Origin of the sequence: Chamaesiphon polymorphus CCALA 037 (assembly GCF_003003845.1) — a bacterium.
Taxonomy (GTDB): domain Bacteria; phylum Cyanobacteriota; class Cyanobacteriia; order Cyanobacteriales; family Chamaesiphonaceae; genus Chamaesiphon; species Chamaesiphon polymorphus.
In genome coordinates this window covers 1-19,740 of sequence record NZ_PVWO01000048.1, presented here as the reverse complement: position 1 = coordinate 19,740, position 19,740 = coordinate 1, and the positions used below count along the sequence as shown (strand labels likewise).

Annotated in this window: 18 protein-coding genes, 1 pseudogene and 1 riboswitch; of the genes and pseudogenes, 12 read left to right on the top strand and 7 right to left on the bottom strand. The window is 45.5% G+C overall.

Annotated features, from left to right (window positions below; translation table 11 throughout):
• Positions 1-149: 149 nt before the first annotated feature.
• On the bottom strand, positions 150-1,115 hold the full coding sequence (gene tilS / locus C7B77_RS06065; protein WP_106301513.1) for a tRNA lysidine(34) synthetase TilS: 966 nt from the start codon (positions 1,113-1,115) through the stop codon (positions 150-152).
• Positions 1,116-1,319: 204 nt separating this feature from the next.
• On the opposite strand from tilS, the gene C7B77_RS06060 reads away from it, so the two are divergent.
• Complete coding sequence (locus C7B77_RS06060) at positions 1,320-1,625, top strand: hypothetical protein (RefSeq protein WP_106301508.1); 306 nt, start codon at positions 1,320-1,322, stop codon at positions 1,623-1,625.
• Positions 1,626-1,655: 30 nt separating this feature from the next.
• Here C7B77_RS06060 and C7B77_RS06055 read toward each other — a convergent pair whose 3' ends face one another.
• Positions 1,656-2,225 (bottom strand): DUF1444 domain-containing protein, encoded by a 570-nt coding sequence (locus C7B77_RS06055; RefSeq protein ID WP_106301505.1) that lies wholly within the window; start codon positions 2,223-2,225, stop codon positions 1,656-1,658.
• 155 nt (positions 2,226-2,380) lie between these two features.
• Positions 2,381-2,731: an ATP-grasp domain-containing protein gene (locus C7B77_RS06050; RefSeq protein WP_181243723.1), complete on the bottom strand. Its 351-nt coding sequence runs from the start codon at positions 2,729-2,731 to the stop codon at positions 2,381-2,383.
• A 255-nt stretch (positions 2,732-2,986) separates the two neighbouring features.
• Here C7B77_RS06050 and C7B77_RS06045 point away from each other — a divergent pair, with 255 nt between their 5' ends.
• From C7B77_RS06045 to thiC, 6 genes are all read left to right on the top strand, one after another.
• A complete protein-coding gene (locus C7B77_RS06045) occupies positions 2,987-3,529 on the top strand; it encodes a hypothetical protein (RefSeq protein ID WP_106301499.1) in 543 nt (180 codons plus the stop codon).
• A gap of 60 nt (positions 3,530-3,589) precedes the next feature.
• A complete protein-coding gene (locus tag C7B77_RS06040; protein ID WP_106301496.1) occupies positions 3,590-4,246 on the top strand; it encodes a COP23 domain-containing protein in 657 nt (218 codons plus the stop codon).
• 42 nt (positions 4,247-4,288) lie between these two features.
• Positions 4,289-4,762 (top strand): thioredoxin-dependent thiol peroxidase, encoded by a 474-nt coding sequence (bcp, locus tag C7B77_RS06035; protein WP_181243724.1) that lies wholly within the window; start codon positions 4,289-4,291, stop codon positions 4,760-4,762.
• Between the two features lie 483 nt (positions 4,763-5,245).
• Positions 5,246-5,689, top strand: coding sequence for a hypothetical protein (locus C7B77_RS06030; protein WP_106301490.1), 444 nt, complete (start codon positions 5,246-5,248; stop codon positions 5,687-5,689).
• A 97-nt stretch (positions 5,690-5,786) separates the two neighbouring features.
• Positions 5,787-6,464, top strand: a complete 678-nt coding sequence (locus tag C7B77_RS06025; RefSeq protein ID WP_106301487.1) for a Uma2 family endonuclease — start codon at positions 5,787-5,789, stop codon at positions 6,462-6,464.
• Positions 6,465-6,527: 63 nt separating this feature from the next.
• A riboswitch (TPP riboswitch) is annotated at positions 6,528-6,625 on the top strand.
• A gap of 8 nt (positions 6,626-6,633) precedes the next feature.
• Complete coding sequence (thiC, locus tag C7B77_RS06020; RefSeq protein ID WP_106301484.1) at positions 6,634-8,013, top strand: phosphomethylpyrimidine synthase ThiC; 1,380 nt, start codon at positions 6,634-6,636, stop codon at positions 8,011-8,013.
• Between the two features lie 118 nt (positions 8,014-8,131).
• Here the strand turns inward: thiC and C7B77_RS06015 are convergent, their stop codons facing one another.
• The 3 genes from C7B77_RS06015 to C7B77_RS06005 form a co-directional block, all read right to left on the bottom strand.
• A complete protein-coding gene (locus C7B77_RS06015; RefSeq protein WP_219892005.1) occupies positions 8,132-8,641 on the bottom strand; it encodes a KGK domain-containing protein in 510 nt (169 codons plus the stop codon).
• A 133-nt stretch (positions 8,642-8,774) separates the two neighbouring features.
• A complete protein-coding gene (locus C7B77_RS06010) occupies positions 8,775-9,203 on the bottom strand; it encodes a hypothetical protein (protein ID WP_146138204.1) in 429 nt (142 codons plus the stop codon).
• Positions 9,204-9,420: 217 nt separating this feature from the next.
• Complete coding sequence (locus tag C7B77_RS06005; protein ID WP_106301516.1) at positions 9,421-11,904, bottom strand: dynamin family protein; 2,484 nt, start codon at positions 11,902-11,904, stop codon at positions 9,421-9,423.
• A 372-nt stretch (positions 11,905-12,276) separates the two neighbouring features.
• Here C7B77_RS06005 and C7B77_RS06000 point away from each other — a divergent pair, with 372 nt between their 5' ends.
• The 3 genes from C7B77_RS06000 (at position 12,277) to C7B77_RS05990 (ending at position 16,496) form a co-directional block, all read left to right on the top strand.
• Positions 12,277-13,056 (top strand): Uma2 family endonuclease, encoded by a 780-nt coding sequence (locus C7B77_RS06000; protein ID WP_106301478.1) that lies wholly within the window; start codon positions 12,277-12,279, stop codon positions 13,054-13,056.
• Between the two features lie 133 nt (positions 13,057-13,189).
• Positions 13,190-15,004: a translation elongation factor 4 gene (gene lepA / locus C7B77_RS05995; RefSeq protein ID WP_106301475.1), complete on the top strand. Its 1,815-nt coding sequence runs from the start codon at positions 13,190-13,192 to the stop codon at positions 15,002-15,004.
• An 85-nt stretch (positions 15,005-15,089) separates the two neighbouring features.
• Entirely contained in the window at positions 15,090-16,496 is a 1,407-nt protein-coding gene (locus tag C7B77_RS05990; RefSeq protein WP_106301472.1) for a cytochrome c biogenesis protein, read from the top strand.
• Here the strand turns inward: C7B77_RS05990 and C7B77_RS05985 are convergent.
• Positions 16,493-17,110, bottom strand: coding sequence for a YdcF family protein (locus tag C7B77_RS05985; RefSeq protein WP_106301469.1), 618 nt, complete (start codon positions 17,108-17,110; stop codon positions 16,493-16,495). The genes C7B77_RS05990 and C7B77_RS05985 overlap by 4 nt on opposite strands.
• Positions 17,111-17,240: 130 nt before the next feature.
• Between C7B77_RS05985 and C7B77_RS05980 the strand changes: the two are divergent.
• Both C7B77_RS05980 and C7B77_RS05975 read left to right on the top strand, forming a co-directional pair.
• Positions 17,241-18,476, top strand: a pseudogene (locus tag C7B77_RS05980) (FAD-dependent oxidoreductase); the annotation flags it as partial.
• 110 nt (positions 18,477-18,586) lie between these two features.
• A partial coding sequence (locus C7B77_RS05975) for a response regulator (protein WP_106301463.1) occupies positions 18,587-19,740 on the top strand: 1,154 nt, incomplete at its 3' end.

Genomic DNA, 19,740 nt, shown 5'->3' with positions numbered 1-19,740 from the left:
CCCTTTATAAAGGGGAGAGAGCCGGAAAAACCCCCCCTTATAAAGGGGGGTTGGGGGGGTAACTCAACCTCAAACGAAGTCTAACCTACTTGTATACAAGTCCTCGTCGAACGAGAGGGGCTATCCATTCAAAAGTCGATGGATATTACTTATTCCCTCACGAGGATCCAGCGACCAGAAACTTCCGCAGCTAGTCCTTGACTGAAGGTAGAGGTGCGAGTCCGATTGGGCGCATTAATTAACACGATCGTTTCCTCAATCTGGCCGAATGTCGGCATTTTGCTCAATGCGTGAGTGAGAAATTGACGGATGACTCGCCGTTGGAGCGAGAGCGCGATCGATTGCACGATGGTACGATCGAGTCTAGTCTCTGCTTCATCTACGGCTTGGCGATATACCTCTGTGGCTTGTGATTCCAGATACTCCACATCGGCACGTAATAGCTCCGCCGTGCGCGCCAGATGACTTTCGACTTGAGGGTTAAAATCGGTTGCTAATCGGGGCATAATCTCTAGCCGCAGGCGATTGCGAGCGTATTTGAGATCTTGATTGTAAACGTCTTCCCAGACGGGTAATTGATACTCGCGACAAAACTCACCAGTTTGGGCGCGATTGACTTCTAGCAGCGGACGGACGAGATTGAGCTTCGGAGTTAATTGACGGTGCCAAGACATCGCACAGAGTCCGTCAGCACCCGCTCCGCGCACTAAATTGTAGAGTAAGGTTTCGGCTCTGTCGGTTTGGGTATGGGCGGTGACTAAATAAGTACTATTGGTAGTTTCGGCAATTCTCGTCAGAGCTTGATATCGCCATTCTCTTGCCGCACCGTCTGTCTCTGGCAAATTAGCAGTGGTTTCGCAATAAAATGGTAGCTGCCATCTGGCGGCAACTAGTGCGACTCGCTCGGCAATGCCTACATCTTGCGTCCACCCATGATCGCAATGAGCCACGGCTAATTGCCATTGCCAGCGCGACTGGAGATCGCGGAGTAGTTGTCCCAGACACAAAGAATCTTGCCCTCCAGAGACGGCGATTAAAATCTTGGCACCCACGGGCAACAATTGCCGATCGATCGCACACTGGTGAAGCTGACTATGTAAGGGCGTCCAAGGCATCAGTCAAATAGCTAGTTGCTATACATCAGATTTAGCCAGGATTCTGACACTTTGAGCTATTATACCAATGCCGATGTCGATCGTCTGCACTTATAACAGTAACAGGCAATACAATCGCGATCTTTACAGACGATCCTATCCTTCCACGATTGAGTTGATGGATAGATTTCTCACGATCGACGATCGACTAACTTGAGTTAACTAATGCGACGTGGCACCCTCGATATTTTTGAAACCGTTAGAGCTATCTTAGCTAGAAATTTGGAAATCGATCCAGAGGCGATCGATCTAGAATTTAAATTCCATAACTTTATCGATCGACTTGCCGATCGACGGCAGCGATTGTCTGGCTCCAAAGATTTACTTTATTACATAGAGGCAGCCAATATTTACATCGATTTATCTGAGGCTTTCGAGTTGCATTTTTTGGCAGATTTTACTGACAATACTTGCATCACCGTTGCTGACTTAATCTTGTTAATTAAATCAAAAGTAGATTCGGCATCCTGAACTAGTTTCCTCGATTATTAAGTCGTGCAGTTAGTTCCAGAAATAATGCTCGGGAACGAGATCGTCGGGTGCGAATAAATGGGGACTCATTGGAGCAGATGCACTGTCATACCAGGATTCGAGCAGATCTTGAGTCTCTTGCATTTCACCGAGGGACAGATCGCGGGGGATAATGATGCCGATACTGCGATCGGGAATTGCGACATAATAACCGTCGGGGAAATATTTGTCTAAATAGGGAGAAAGTAAGATTCGGGACGAGCCAAATCCATCATTGTGCATCATAATTGCCCAGACTACACTCCCATCTTCGCGGAGTTTCTGATGCGTCCATAACTCTTGAGAAGCCACCTTGAGATTGATCGCCGCTCGTTGTTGCCAATCGATGCCTTCGTTTTCCCAAATCTCCACCATCTCTGATGTCACATTCTGATACGCAACTCTACCTTTGGAATTGCGATCGACGATTACCCAACTGAGAGAATAATCGCGCAATGGTAACTCCTGATAAGGCGATTCCCACAGTTTGGAGTTGATACAAGTAGAATGGATAATCAATGGCATTAACCGATCGATCGCATCAATAATATTTGCTGACATAATCACAGATTTGGGGAGTGGGTACTACTTCATATACTTATAGTGCCCAGCAGCATCCAGGGAATTCACATTCAGCTACATTTTTTTTACGGGGATCGCCGGAGTGGTAATGCTTGCCATCCAGCCAGCCACCCTCAAAACCCAACGCTCGATCGTCAATTATCCACGATCGATTGAGTTAATAATTCTGCCCATCGCGCCCAAATTAGATCGGTGTAGTTTTTACTATCGATACTATACGCGCCGAGCGCAAAACCATCGTTCATTTCTACCAAAGCAGTTTTACCTGTAGCCAACACGCCAAAGTCAATCGCATACCCAGCATAAGATTCGCCTGCGGCATGTAAAGTCGCGATCGCGGCGCGTACTACGTTTAGATCGATCGCGACTTCCCGATCTCCTGCATACCAATCGACACTTCTAATTTCGGAATTGACGACATAGACTCGATACTCACTCAACCAAGTTACTACATCAGCACAGAGCAATTCTTCGCGCCGCGACACGCCAGCAACTCGATATATAGCGTGGTGGGTACACCTCGGCGATTCAGCTCCTCCACAACTAGCCGTTCTTCGGTGCGAAGTCTACCGTTTCCCTGTTCCTGAATAAATGCGTGGGAAATCACCCGATCGTTACCTCAAACTTTTGTGAATACTTCGATCGCCAATTAATATTTTATCTGTCAGCAGACATATGGAAAACGCGATCGAGCTGGTGTAGATATTAGAAGATAGGTAAGTATTAGAAAAGTCAATCGTATGCGCCAGATTAAACTTAGTTTATTAACACTAACAACTATCTTAGCAGTTAGCTTCCCAGCTCGTGCTCAAGAGCAATCTTCAACAGCAACTGTAATTACTCAGACAGCCCAAACCGATTTAATTGGTGCTGGTGCGAGCATTATTAATACATTGATAAATCCACCGAGTCGATCGGCAGAAATTGCCGCCGATGCAGAGATTAAGAAAGCCAAAATCGCTGCCGATGCCGAAATTGCCAAAGAAAAATTACGGATTGAAGCTAGTAAAAGTACAGATCGCGTGACACCAGTACTCAACCAGTGGGGTGTATCGCGGATCGACTGTGCGCCCGGAGCGGTGTTTGTCAATGGCATCGTTACCGAGACAGTCTGCATCCAGCCAACTTCATCGTTAACTGCTGGTTATTATACATACGATAGTGCCAAGCAACAGTTAGTTCGCACTAATAATAGCGATCGCAATATCCAAACAATTCAAAATGTGCAAACTACTAGAAGATCGAATTATACCGAGCGCAATAGTAGAAATCGAGGATTTTAATTGCTCTAATATTCCCAGCATTTTAATTAATTATTTAAATCATTCAATTAGTAAGTTCAGATGAAATTAATCGCTACATCCAGAATTTTATTAACTTTTACTACCGCAGCCAGCATTCTTCTGGGCGGACAATTAGTTCGATCGCAACTACCGCCAGTAGTTGACAATACGCCATCGGATTTAGTCGTCAACGAGCAACCTAATAGTTCGGTTCGATCGTCTAATGGCTCTGAATTGGGGCTGAGAGTTAGTTGTCAGGGACTGCAAACGATCGTCCAAAAAGGCGATCGGCAAGCCGTCATGTTGAATTGGAATTATGATGGCTTTGGCAGAGATTATACTCCTGAAAAACGCTGTCAGATCGTGTCAGAACGTCTCCAGTTAGCTGCCGATCGCAATGGTGGTACTTTTCAAGATTTACAGCTAGCAAGCGGTGTAGTTAACTCACAGACGGTGATTTGTGCGTTGTCATCTCATAGCAAGTGCAATCGCAAAAACATGTTATTCACACTCAAACCAGAAAATGCTCGCAATCCTGAAAGTGTGATTCAAAAAATGTTAATTTTTGCCCAAGATGGCAGTGCTTATATTAATGAAAGTGCGACCAACAGCAGACCGCAAGTTACTACCAATCTAGGAACTTGGGAGCAGAAAGCTTTTCCGCCGTCTAAAAATTCTTCAACACCCAAGCGGGGAAATAACAAGACTGGTTTTTAGTCAGAATTAAGCTAAAATATTTCGATATATAAAAATCAGGATATCGAGATGAATATCGGCCAATCTGCACCCGCATTTACCGCACCCGATCGCGCGGGCAAGAGTATGAGTCTTGAGGATTTTCAAGATCGATGGCTGGTGCTATATTTTTATCCAAAAGACAATACTCCTGGCTGTACGACTGAGGCGATCGAATTTACCAGTAAACTACCCGATTTTCAGGCACTAAATACTCAAATTGTGGGTATCAGTCCCGATTCGATCGCCTCTCATGGTAAATTTATCGACAAGCAGAAACTAGAGATAATCTTACTCAGCGATCCCGAACATCAAATTGCCGAAGATTACGGAGTCTGGCAATTAAAGAAATTCATGGGTAAGGAATACATGGGCATCATTCGATCGACGTTTCTCATCGATCCGAGTGGTAATATCGCCCACATTTGGTCGAATGTAAAGGTCAAAAACCATGTCGATAGCGTCTTAAAACGAGTTCGATCTTTAGCCAATCCGTAGGTAGTCAGCGGTTAGAAACCCCGGCTCGCGATCGAAGTTCGCCTACTCGGACGAAGAGGATGTTTGGAAGGTATAAGACCCATTTACAAACATTAGAAAATCTCCCTAAACTACCCTAAAAGTAGGGTAGTTTAGTTAGCACCAGCGTAAATCTGAAACTTTAGTACTTAGTCTACAACCGCCCTGAAATGAATTTCGGGCTAACGGCGAAAGTTCACTTAAGTGAACTAAGATTTTTTCTGTTATGACCATTAATTCGCCCTACCTAAAAAAGGGGGAACTGGATTAAAGTTAGCATGTAAGGTTGCGCTAAACCGTTGGAAACCCGATGAGTGCATAAAGAAGTTAGTCAGGGATGCTTAATATACAAGCAGAAATTTTTTTCAGTTCACTTCAGTGAACTTTCGCTATTAGCCCGAAATTCATTTCAGGGCGGTTGCAGACTAAGCACTAATATTCGATATTTTTTCCTCTTGAGTTAATATGAATCTTATTCCTACAGTTGGGGCTGAAAATATTTATTTCGGGACTACCGAATCTGTACTAATAAATTTACTTGGTAAACCTGTCAGTATCCAGCAGCTCTCGAATACTGATGGTTATCCAAGAGATCGTCGAATATTGGACTATGGGAAATACTTTTTTCTAATTAATGACGATTGTGGCGTCATCAGCATCACTGTCGAAGCGATCGCAACTCCTCTACTATTATGGGATAAGGATATTTCGCTGTTTTCGCCGATCGATCTCCAAGGTTATCTTGGTACGATGGGTTACTCAGCAAATATCGAACACGAACCACCGTGGGATGATTGCGATGTTATCGCGATCGAGTGTGGAGTAATTGCCTATTTCTGCGAAGATAAACTCGAATCGATAGAAGTTTTGGAAGATCTTGCTAAATTAAGGCTAAATTATAGCATTTGACTCGATCGAAACAGCCCAAATTCTAGTCTCAATGCCAAATCGAGCATTTGGGATAAAATTGAAATAACTACAGCACCAGATCGAGAGGTAATCTCCCATGACTGCAATTATTAGCACCTCACCACCTGTAATTGTCAAGCGACTCGACTCGGCAACCTGGGAAGACTACCTCCACCATGTCGAAAACACCAATAGTCACCTAGAGCGCGTCTTTTTTCATCTCGGAACATTGTGGATTGAAGATATGGGTAATGAAGGCATCAGCCATGCACGATTTAATAAACTCATTACAATGATTTTCGCTTTCTGGTTTTCCAGAATAGAAGGTGTCAAATTCGATCTGCTAGGTGGTTGTGTCATCGAGAAACCCCAAACTCAAGGCGCATCGCCAGATGAAGTTTTATATATCGGCGAGGGTTCGCCGCAATATGTGGAAGGCGAACCGCGCCGTGTAAATCTGAGTCAGTCGCGCTTGCCCGATTTAGTCGTAGAGGTTGCCGATACCACTCTCGCCAGCGATTTGGATGAAAAGAAACAACTCTATTTAGCATTAGAAATACCCGAATATTGGGTAGTAGATGTCAAAGGCAAAAGAGTTCTGGCTTTTCGACTGGTAGATGGTAAATATCGAGAGTGTAGCGAATCAGTCGCGCTCGTAGGATTACCGATCGAATTATTAGAAAGAACGATCGCCAGAATGGATAATGCTAATGGCAATGCAGCACTATGGTTTGCCGCTCAAATTCAAGATTTGCCAACATTAGATTCAAAATAACTATCGATCGAGACAATTTGCAACGTCTCGAACCTAAACTCGATCGAAAATGTTAGAATCTACAGCTATAGCTAGGGGTGTCCGAAACCAGTCGGGCTGAGAACATACCCTTGCACCTGAGTCTGGGTAATGCCAGCGGAGGGAAGCTGTTTATGATAGGAAATTGAATATGCGTGCTGAATGGATTGCCAAACGTAGCGGACAAGCCAATGTCTCCCAGATGCACTATGCGCGTCAGGGAGTAGAAACCGAAGAAATGCAGCATGTCGCCAAGCGCGAAAATCTCCCCGTGGATCTCATCCGCGCGGAAGTCGCTCGCGGACGGATGATTATCCCTGCAAATACCAATCATCCCAATCTCGAACCAATGGCGATCGGGATTGCTTCTAAGTGTAAAGTAAATGCCAACATCGGTGCATCGCCTAACTCTTCTAACATGCAAGAAGAAGTCGATAAACTGATTCTCGCTGTCAAATACGGTGCCGATACCGTAATGGATCTTTCCACTGGTGGCGGTAATTTAGATGAGATTCGGATCGAAATCATCAAAAATTCGCCCGTACCCATCGGTACCGTCCCCATTTACCAAGCTTTAGAAAGCGTCCATGGTAACGTCGAAAATCTCACTCCTAACGATTTTCTGCATATCATCGAAAAACATGCCCAGCAAGGGGTAGACTATCAAACCATCCATGCTGGCATCCTCATCGAACATTTACCGCTCGTTCGCAATCGGATTACAGGAATCGTCTCTCGTGGCGGTGGGATTTTAGCGCGCTGGATGCTGCACCACCACAAGCAAAACCCCCTCTACACGCACTTTGACGACATCATCGAAATCTTCAAAAAATGTGACGTGTCCTTCAGCTTAGGCGATTCCCTCCGTCCTGGTTGTACCCACGACGCATCCGATGAAGCGCAACTTGCCGAACTCAAAACCCTCGGCAACCTCACCCGTCGCGCCTGGGAGCATGACATCCAAGTGATGGTAGAAGGCCCTGGACACGTCCCCATGGATCAGATCGAGTTCAACGTCAAAAAACAGATGGAAGAGTGCTCTGAGGCTCCTTTCTACGTTTTGGGGCCACTGGTAACCGACATCGCACCTGGCTACGACCATATCACCTCCGCGATCGGCGCGGCAATGGCTGGCTGGTACGGTACCGCCATGCTCTGCTACGTTACGCCCAAAGAACACCTGGGCTTACCCAATGCCGAAGACGTCCGCAACGGCCTAATCGCCTACAAAATTGCCGCTCACGCTGCCGATATCGCCCGCAAACGTCCGGGAGCACGCGATCGCGATGATGAGCTATCTACAGCGCGTTATAACTTCGATTGGAATCGTCAATTTGAACTCTCCCTCGACCCCGAACGGGCGAAGGAATATCACGACGAAACTCTCCCCGCAGATATCTACAAAACTGCCGAGTTCTGTTCGATGTGTGGGCCTAAATTCTGTCCGATGCAAACCAAAGTCGATGCGGAAGCATTGACTGAATTGGAGAAATTCTTAGCCAAGGAAAAAGAACCTTCTAGTATCGGTTAATTTAGTTAAAATTAACGCCAGATCCCCGACTTCTTCAAGAAGTCGGGGATCTTTTTGTCAAGCTCGAACGGAAAATTTTGATTTTTACTGAAAATCTATAATAAACTTGCCCACCTTATTAATTTTGTTCGGTTGATGTCATTGATGTCAATTCATTTGCCAATTGGCGAATTTCATCTAGTGGTGAAGGCTGAGCTTCTCCTGGTTTTTCTTGAGTTGCTACAGTTTCGGGTTCTTCAGGTATAAATTCAAAGCATAGTTTTAGCTTGCCTTTTTGCCATCCTTTCCCATCTGGTTGTAATAGATTACAATTCATACCATCTAACAGTGACTCTCTAACTATTTCGGATGATATATCCTTGCTTTCATTAACTTCTTGTGTTTGGATAAAATTCACTACTTTATCGAGTAAATATTCGGAAGAATGACCGCGCTGTGGAATTTTTATTATCATATCTCTTAGCTCATCTCGAAATGCTGTTGGATCGCTACTCGCTCCTTTCAGCATTTCAAGAAGTTCACTAAGGATAAATGTACCGTGTGAATCCAAGATTTCTAACATCTCTGGATCGAGACAGCGAGCAACAGCCTGTGAATCGGGGATGATTTGTTTAGATATCTCGGTCATAATTCAATAACAGTTATGTGTGTTGAAGGTAATTACATAGCAGTTCTCATTCGATTGGTGGGGAGGGCGGGTTCGATCGTAGATTTTCATTACAATCGTTATTAGTGGCATAAACCCGCCCCTACAGATCTAATCAATTTACTTCTGATAATCCAAATGATGCTCGATCGATCGGAGTATGAATATTTTTTGCTGTATTAACATGCTTACGATCGAAATCACGTATTTGCTTTAATGCTTTTTTAAAGGAACCACTAGTTTCCGAGACATAAGTATCATCGAAGTCAGTTGATTTTAGCAATTCTCCATTATTGTCCATATAATATAACATGCCTAACGAATCATACAATCTCACTTGAGCTTGACCATTTTTAAGGGAGAAATCGAGTGAGATAAATTCCAAATCTTCATTATTGTTATCATCGTCTTCGTCGTCATCCTCATTCTCATCTTCCTCGTCATAGCCTGTCGAAATATTAATTGAACATTGAGGCTCACTCATAGATAGTAAATCGTCGATCGTACTAACAATATGACTGAATTCAGCTAGTGTAAAACTCATGATAAAAGCTTAGAAAGGTTGTATTTTTATTGTGCCCATAAATCGACTGCAAAAAGCATTATTATAATTATTTTTTAGATCTGTAGGGGCGGGTTTATGAGATCGATTTCGATTTTACTAAAAATCCCAAATCAAACCCGCCCTCACCCACAAGTAATTAATAAATAGAAAAACACGATCGATCCTCACAAGCAAGATCGATCGAACCCCACATAAATTAATTACTCTCACCAACCATAACTAAATCTGCTGTAGATTCAACAACATCATTAACAGGTAATAATAGTAAATCCGACTGATTTAGCGTTGGTAACCGATGCCTGTCTAACTGCATAGCTTCCAGACAGCTATTAATCCCCTCTACAGCCTGATTAAAGACACCGATGCGTTGCTCGACTTCGGCTAATTGACGTTGATTTTGACGGATCTTTTCTTCGGCTTCTTTTTCCAATGCTTTGGCTAAATAGGCACGAGCGCGATCGTATTGCGAGAGAATTTGTTCGGATTGGTAATTGGCGATCGGTAATAATTGATTGTTGAGCGATTGATTGATAACTTGACGGAACGATCGCATGACGGTTTCGCGAACTTTTTCTTCAAAGTCGATCTTTAATAACTGACGAATTGCTGGCTCGGCTTCAATCATATTGTAATGATCGTAGCCTCGACATGCTTGTTGGAGTGTTTGACGTAATTGGAATAGAGATGATGTGCCTTCAGTAAAAAATTCGGGACGTTCGCGGACATATCGATCGCATTCTACCCGTGCGGCGTTGATTAAAGAACTAGAGACGATCGTCTCTAATTGTTTGAGGTTTTGTTCGATGTCGCAATCGTTACCTAATAAGCGATAAAGATCGCGATAATATTCTTGTTTTTGAATTTGGGTAATTAGTTGTTGGAAGAAGTTGGCGACTAATTCTTGCACGGCGGCGACTAAAACATCTTCTAAGCCGTTTGATAGATAGTAAAAGGCTTCACTCAAAATGCCAATTAATGGTACTACCGAGTTGCGGCGATGGCTGGCTTGAGCTTGTTGGTGGACGTGACTGACTGAGAAAGTTGTGAGTAATTCGTCCAGACGGCTGACCATTTTGGCTTTGAGTTTGGTAAAATCTGCCTCAAAAGCGACGTTAGTATTGCTGGCGACTACTTCATTGACGATCGCGTGGATGTGGTGGGTAAACTCGTCGCCGACATCTTTGAGCTGCTTGCTGAGGAGTTGAATTTCTTGCTCTTTAATTGCAGTGGCATCTTGAGGTTGAGCTTTAAGATAGTGCCAGTTTTCTAGATAATTACGGCGGAGGCTGATACAGATGGGTTGGAGATCGTCGGCGAGATTTACTAATAATAATGGGCGTTTTTCTTCCATTAGATAGCGGGTAATGGCTGTCCGAAATTCTTCGATGCCGCTATCTTTGATGAGTTGTTCTACTAAGCCACTTCCCTGTTCGCCGAGAATGCGCAGATAGTTTTCGGTAGCCGATTCGTAGCTACGAACATCGATCCGAAATTTATCTGTAGGTAATTTGCCAGAAATCGAACAATAACGATTGAATTCGTTAACAAATTGGGGTGTCTGTTCGCCATCTGGGGTGACGCTGGCGGCAAAAAAAGAATTTAGTCCAAATCTGTCACTCGCATTCGTCTGACGGAGTTGACTGCCCCAAAAACCTAACAAACCGCTGGTTTTATAGACGCGCTGGGAATCGCGAAATTGTTCGCCGATGAGATTGTCTAGCCGCTGGCGCAATTGGGAATTGTACCAGGTTTCATCGATGCGATTGAAGATGTAGAATACTCGATCGCGAACGCCAGGATTTTGGCGAATGCGTTCGAGCATTTCGGTTTCTTCGGTACTCATATCCCCAGCCGCAGCGGGTTTGAGTACGCAGACGACGGCGGAGGTGTCGGGATTTTCGATTTTGGTGTAGGTGAGTTCGGCATCCCGCTTGACTGGCGCGTCGATGCCTGGAGTATCGACGAGGACGTTACCATCTTGGAGCAGGGGATGGTGACAGTAATATTCGACTCGCCGCAATACCGCACTATTGCTACCCCGCCGCGCATAACTGGCGGCTTCCTGGAGGTTTTTAAAATCAAATTGCTCCATCGATAGCGTCCGATTGGTAGTTTTGTCGATATATTTCTTGTTATCCATAAAACCTTGAATCAATAGCTTAAATGCAGAAGCTTGTTTAGCTCGCTCAGACTTACTTTCACCCCCTTCTTGCTGGATAATTGCGATGCAAGAATCGCGCAACGTATCCATCAAACTCTGTTCTTGTAATAGTAAGTTAGCCTGTTGCGGATCGTGTAGATTCAAGCCCAGCTTTTTACCTAATAATTGCACCTGACTCAAAACCTCAGCTTCAGATAAAAAGGTAAGTACTACCCGCTCCCGATCTGGCTCTGCATAGGCAATTTGGCATTCGGTACCCGTAGCGTGTCCCTCCGCACTGTAGAGCAATTCTCGCTCCAAGATGGCATTAATCAGCATCGATTTACCCGCGCTGAATGCTCCCGCAAAGACAATTTCAAAGGTAGGTGCGATCGCTTTTTTGAGCGACGCGCGAACTGCACTGGTGTCTACGCGTGCTTGTAGAGTAGGTTCCTGTTTGAGTAAATCGAGGACTGAATCTACCTGTGCTTGCAGGTTCTGACACTGGGGGAGGGTGTTGAGACTATGTTGAGGAGTCATATATTCGGGGTGAGGGTAATTTGGTGGGGGACGAGATTCTGAAGCTATCTGTCTACTCGCATTTAGATTACCCAAACTAACTCAGACATATTCCCATCGCGATCGCGAATATTACAATTTTGTGGTTGGTTCGATTAGCACTAACCTTCGATCTGCATTAGCAGCGTTGCTGAATTCAGGTATGATTTACCTTTGAGACATGCCCTGAAATTTAAGGTAGGGGGTAAATTCATGAATTACCACTACCCTAAATTTCAGGGCATTTCATACATCAATTCAGCAACGTCGCATTAGCCAACGAGAGCTTCGAGCCATTACCAATTCGATCGATAAAAAGGATAAAATAAGGCTTAGACTAATCAGGCAAAGGTGATGATTGCTAAACTCGACACAGCCAGAATCAACCACGAACCGATAGTTACTTGGGAACCCTTACCCAAGGATTTTCAATTAGAGGATGACCCTGTGGAGAATGATGGACAACCGCTCTTAGCAGGGGCATTGCGCGAAAGCTTGGAACTAAGTGGTTTTATTCAACCGCAAATGCTCATCGTATCTAACTTTGGGCTATGTGCGACGATCGACGATCGAATTGTGGTGAAAGCACCCGATTGGCTGTATGTGCCATCAGCCAACCCAAGCGAATCGATGCGAAGAAGCTACACCCCGCACGCGGAGGGCGATTCAGTCGCGATCGTCATGGAATTTCTGTCCCATATCGATAGTGGCGAATATTCTGTCAAGCGCAGTTTCCCACCTGGCAAATGGTTCTTTTACGAGCAAATTCTCAAAGTCCCCATCTACGTTATTTTTGAGCCAGAGGGTGGACTTTTAGAATTTTATCGACTCCAAAACGATCGCTACGAACTAGTTTTGCCCGATCCTGACGGACGCCACTGGGTTGCTGAGATGAACTTATTTTTAGGTACGTGGCGGGGCGATAAAGAGTGCAGATCCGGTTATTGGCTACGCTGGTGGGATGAGTCGGGTAATATGCTCCCGTGGGCTGTCGAACAAATCGAACAGGAGCGTCAACGGGCGGAGCAGGAAAGTCAACGCGCGGAGCAAGAGCGTCAACAAAAAGAACGGTTGATGGCTTATATTCGATCTCAAGGTATCGATCCAGACAATTTACCAGTTAGTGAGCAATAACGTTATTACCAGTTGAGAAGATCCCTGTTTGCTAGAGGCTTGCGCTAAACTGATGAATCAGATGGTATTACTACTTACCAAACTCACCTATATCTAGATCGTCTCTACATTTCCCAACTCCTCAGACTTGATTATGACCAACGTTCCTGTCTCGCGAATTCGCAATTTTTCGATTATCGCTCACATCGACCATGGTAAATCTACCTTGGCCGATCGATTGTTACAGGATACTGGTACTGTCAGCAATCGGGAGATGAAGGAACAGTTTCTCGACAATATGGAATTGGAGCGGGAGCGCGGCATCACGATCAAACTCCAGGCGGCACGGATGAATTACACCGCTCTAGACGGTCAGGAATACGTGTTGAATCTGATCGATACTCCAGGGCACGTAGACTTCTCTTATGAAGTGTCTCGGAGTCTTCTAGCCTGCGAGGGAGCTTTATTAGTAGTAGATGCTTCCCAAGGTGTAGAAGCGCAGACTTTGGCAAATGTTTACTTGGCATTAGAGAGTAATTTAGAGATCATCCCCGTACTTAATAAGATCGATTTGCCTGGAGCCGAGCCGGAGCGGGTGAGAGCGGAAATTGAAGAGATTATCGGCTTAGATTGCAGCGGGGCAATTTTAACTTCTGCAAAACAAGGGATTGGCATTCAGGAGATTTTAGAATCGGTAGTATTACTAGTACCGCCGCCTAGAGATACGATCGACGAACCATTACGTGCTTTAATTTTCGATAGTTATTACGACAGCTATCGCGGTGTAATCGTCTACTTCCGCGTCATGGATGGTAGTGTCAAACGCGGCGATAAAGTCCGACTGATGGCGAGTGGCAAAGAATATGTCATCGACGAACTCGGTATTCTTTCCCCTACCCAAATCGAAGTAGACGAACTACACGCGGGGGAAGTAGGTTATTTCGCGGCATCGATTAAAGCTGTCGGCGATGCGCGGGTGGGAGATACGATTACGCTGGTGAGCAAGCCAGCAGCCAAACCGCTCGATGGTTATGCCGAAGCCAAACCAATGGTATTTTGTGGGCTATTTCCGACTGATGCAGATCAATATCCAGAGTTGCGCGAAGCTCTCGATAAATTACGGCTCAATGATGCGGCTCTTCAATACGAACCAGAGACATCCAGCGCGATGGGGTTTGGTTTCCGCTGCGGCTTCCTCGGCTTGCTCCACATGGAAATCGTCCAGGAACGGCTAGAGCGCGAATACGATCTAGACTTGATTACCACTGCACCTTCGGTGGTTTATCGGGTGACAGACAATCACGGTACGCAATCTTATATCGACAATCCCAGTACGCTTCCCGATCCCAATCATCGCCAAAAAATCGAGGAACCCTACGTCAAACTGGAGATGATTACACCCGAAGAATATGTCGGGACATTGATGGAACTGTGTCAAAACAGGCGTGGTGAATTTAAGGATATGAAATATCTCACCAAGGGCAGAACCACGGTAATTTATGAGATGCCTTTAGCTGAAGTCGTCACGGATTTCTTCGATCGCATGAAGTCCAATACGCGCGGATATGCGAGTATGGAGTATCAACCGATCGGTTATCGCGAAAATAATCTCGTCAAACTCGACTTGATGATCAATGGCGATCCCGTCGATGCCCTGGCGATGATCGTCCACCGCGATAAAGCTTATAATGTAGGTCGGGCGATGACCGAAAAACTCAAAGAATTAATTCCCCGCCACCAGTTTAAAGTACCGATTCAAGCTGCGATCGGGAGTAAAATTATCGCTAGTGAAAATATCCCCGCACTGCGAAAAGACGTACTTGCAAAATGTTATGGCGGTGACATTTCACGGAAGAAGAAACTGCTCCAAAAGCAAGCCAAAGGTAAAAAACGGATGAAGTCTGTCGGTACGGTAGATGTCCCGCAGGAAGCATTTATGGCGGTATTGAAATTGAATAAAGATACCTAGAGATAAACCTAAACTGTTAGGGTGTGTTATCTACCAGGGTAACGCACTATTTCATAATAAATAAAATCCAAAATCTAAACTCGAAATGGCGATCGAATCCAACGTAACAGCTTCCGGTAATTTCTGGCAAATACCCCAACAATGGTGGCGAAAAAAAATCGTGCCAGTTATTGCCAATCTTAAATTTGCGATCGTGTTAGTGCTAATTATCGCAGTTTTGAGTATTACTGGGACAGTCATCGAGCAGGGAGAGACGCCCGGATTTTATCAGACTAATTATCCCGAACATCCGGCTTTATTTGGCTTTCTAACTTGGAAAGTAATTCAAGTTATCGGCTTAGACCATGTATATCGAACTTGGTGGTATTTAGGACTACTAGTGTTGTTCGGAATTAGTCTGATGACTTGTACTTTTACCACTCAATTACCGATGCTCAAGTCGGCGCGAAAGTGGAAATTTTATGATAATCCTAAATTCTTTCAACGTTTAGCTCTAAGTGCCGAAATTGACGATCGAGATCTGACAGATCTCACCGAACAGCTCGAAACTCAGAAATACAAGATTTTTACCGAAGGCGATAAACTTTATGCCCGCAAAGGATTGATTGGTAAAATCGGGCCGATCGTCGTCCATATTGGGATGATTTTAACTCTCCTCGGCGGTGTCTGGGGTGCAATGACTGGATTTATCGGTCAAGAAATGATACCGAGCGGCGATACTTTTCAAGTTAAAAATATTCTCGATGCAGGGCCATTAGCGCGCAACCAAATTCCCAAAGATTGGTCGGTCAAAGTCAATCGGTTCTGGATCGACTATACGCCCGCAGGCACGATCGATCAGTTTTATTCCGATCTGTCGGTAGTCGATAATAGCACCCAAAAAGAACTCGATCGTCAGACAATCTATGTGAATAAACCCCTGAAATATCAAGGAGTTTATTACTATCAAACTGACTGGTCGATTTCGGGGGTAAAAATCAGATTAAATAATAGTCCGATCTTCAGATTGCCCATGGCACAAATCGGACAAGGTGCTCAAAATCGGCTCTGGGGAACTTGGATTCCCACTAAGCCAGATTTGAGCGAAGGTGTTTCGCTATTAGCAAAAGACTTGCAAGGGACGATGTTAGTTTACGATACCAAAGGACAACTGGTTTCGAGCGTGCGAGCTGGTAACTCGATCGAAGTTAATGGGGTCACGTTAAAAATCCTCGAACTGATTGGTGGGACAGGCTTACAAATCAAGGCCGATCCGGGGATTCCGATCGTGTATCTAGGTTTTGGGCTATTAATGCTAGGCGTCATCATGAGCTACTTCTCGCATTCCCAAATTTGGGCGGTAACTAAAGACGGTAAATTGTACCTGGGTGGCCGCACGAATCGCGCTCAAGTGGTGTTCGAGCGCGAAACGATCGAACTTATCGAACGGCTTCAGAATGCAGGCACAGGCGAAGTTACTGGCGATGTAGAGGTGCCCACAGCAGTCAGTTAAAGCACCTCAAACGATCGAATTAAATAAGAGGCATAGCTAAATACTTCTCGGACTGTCGAATATAAATCGCGCACTTCAAAGAAGTTGGCATGTGCGGTATAGACGGTTTTGATGCCGAATTTTTGGAGGGCTAATTTGGTACGGGGGAGATGAAAATATTGAGAAATGGCGATCGCACTGTGCCACTTATTTTCGGTCATTAGTTGGGCGGTGCGCTTGGCAGTAAGATAGGTATTAGTCCCTTGACTATCGACGTAAATCCGCTCGGCGGGTAGTCCCTGGGTTATTAAGTACTGCTTCATCACTACTGCTTCGTCAAAGCCTTCTTTGCCCACGCCACCGCTAACGATCGTGTTTTTAAAAACCCCTTGCTGGTAAAGTTGAATTGCTTTATCCAATCTGGCTTGCAAGCGCGGCGAAGGTTTGCCGCTAGGATCGACCGTATTGCCCAGAACTACAGCCACATCTGCCCGATCGATATTATCGATCGATCCGGCGATCGCGATCGCGCCAGCACTGATGAGTAATAAAACGATCGAGCCGATCGTGCCGCGAGTTACAATAACTTTTGCAATTCGCTGGCGATCGCCGCTCCATATTTTGCTAATTTTCACGGCTGATGTCTACCACTCTTACAATTAATTTAACGCAAGTTGCTAATAGTATCGTTGTTATAGCAATAATCCTATTGGGTTTGTGAGAATTGAGATCTAGATATTTTGAACCGCAGAGACGCAGAGAGCGCAGAGAAGAAGCAAGATGAGCCAAGTTGTAATTATTGGGGCGGGGCCGACGGGTTTGACTTTGGCACTGCTGCTAGTTCAGCGGGGAATCGATGTGACATTAATCGAAGCCTCGCGCAACTTTCGGCGCACTTTTCGGGGCGAGGCTCTGATGCCGAGCGGCTTAGAGGCGATAGATCTGATGGGACTGACAGATTTAGTCGCCCAAATTCCCCCCCGTCCCCTGGATGCGTGGGAGTTTATTATTGAGAATCGATCGATTTTTCGAGTTGACGAGCCGATGGAAACTGGCGGTAAACCTTGTACGCTGATTTCTCAACCTGCTTTGCTCGAAGGGGTGATGGCTAAAGTCAGTGATTATCCAAACTTTAAATTTATTGCTGGCACTGGCGTCAAGGATCTGTTGTGGGAAGGAGAGCGGGCGATCGGGGTCATTTTAGCCGATAATCGCCAGATTACCGCAGATCTGGTCGTAGGTGCCGATGGCCGCAATTCGATCGTCCGCCAGCAGGCAAAATTAGCCATAAATAGAGCGGCTCAAAGCTACGATATTCTCTGGTTTAAACTAGCCAGTACTCATGAGTTGGAAGCTGAAAATATCTTCTATTCGGTATTATGTGGCGATGCTGCTTTTGGCTTATTTCTGGGTTCGGAAGGACAGCTTCAGGTCGGATGGTCGTTAAATCGGGGTGCAGACGGGCAAAATGACCCCAAACAGTGGCAAAAAATCGATTGGGTCGAAACACTAGCCACAGCCGCTCCCGATTGGGTTGCAGCGGCTTTTAGACAGCAAGCGGACACTCTCGAACGTCCGTTTTTACTCTCGGTAACAGTCGGACTGTGCCCGCAGTGGCACTTGCCAGGAGTGCTACTTTTGGGCGATGCCGCGCATCCGATGTCGCCAATTCGCGCGCAGGGGATCAATATGGCGTTACGCGATGCGATCGTAGCTGCCAATCATCTAGTACCAGTATTAAAGCAATCCAATCTGGCCAACATCGACGCCGTACTCCCGCAAATTCAAGCCGAACGCGAGCCAGAGATCGTCCGAATCCAACAGCTCCAACGCGCCGAAATCGCCCAAGGCGAACTCCTACACGATTATCCACCGTTGCGCTATCTCGTCAGTCGTCTCGTCCCGCGCGTTCCATTGCTACGCAACCGGATTCGCCGATCCTGGATCGATCGACAACTCCAGCTCCGGAAAGGATTTACGCGAGTATCTTTGCAGGTCTGAAGGGGGGTAAAATGTAGTAAAAATTTAGCGATTGTCTCTATTTTTGACTTAGTAACGTCCAAAAGTCTTTTGGATCGATAGTATCGATCGCCGTCACCGTAGTCTCGCCAATGGAGAATCGATCTATCCAAATTTTATCGATCGAAGCCGATCCAGTCATCCAGTCGGGGTTAATTGCCTGCTTGAATCGGTTTCCCGATCTACATGTCGCTGCTGAAGCCCAAACCGTCGCCAGTGCAGAGCTAATGCTCGCAGATGCTGCGGCGCGGAAATTGCGCGACAGTAGTGGCGAACCGATGGAGATCGATTTAATTCTAGTAGGATTGCCACTACGCGATCGCCAGAATGCGTCTGCCAGTCTGACTTTTTGTCAGCAAGTGAAAGCTACGTATCCCAATTTACCTATCTTGCTCATCGCCGATCGTCAAAGTCCAGATTTTGGGACAGCGTTTCAAATTGGCATCGATGGTTGTTGTCTCAGGGATAGCTCCATTCTCGATTTAGTTGCCAGTATCCGCCGTGTTGCCGCAGGCGAAACTAGTTGGGCACCAGCAATTTTACAACAGGTCAGCGTCGGCGGCCAAACTCGCTCTCTGAGTTGGCGCGACCGATTGCGGTTTGCCAGTCTCCAGCAAATCGAAACTACCCTAGCCAAAGTAAGTACCAATCTCAATACCGATCGACTTTCAGCAATCGATCGAGCCATTTTAACCGGACGAGCGCGCGAACTCAAGACCGCCCGCTGGCTAGTCAAACGCCTATTTTCAGCCCCAGATTCAGTCAGTCAGAGCGATGCCAATCCGCTAATCCCGAACGCATCTAGCCAACTAGTTTTAGCTTCGCCGCTTGCCAAACCCGATCTAGTCAATCCGCCGCTCCAAAATTTGTTCGAGCGGATTGCTGCTAAATTACAATCCAATTTAGAAAATCTGACCGATAGCCCACTAGAAATCGATATTTTGCGATCGGACAAGAAGCGAGAATTGTTTTATTTAATATTGCGACAGTTTGAAGGCTTAATCGACGAATTACGTTTTTCGCAAGTAACGATCGAGCAACTATCGCTGAAATTGCCGATAATATTACAAGATTTGTGGGCATCGGTAACGACAGATTTTTTTGGTAGATATCATACCCTTTCGACAGACGATCGCCATATCGAAATTATCCCTACGTTGCTACAAGATGTCGCGATCGTCCAGTCCGATATTCTTTCTAAAATCTCCCAGCCGAGCGAATTATTCAACTACTTACTATTCAAAAC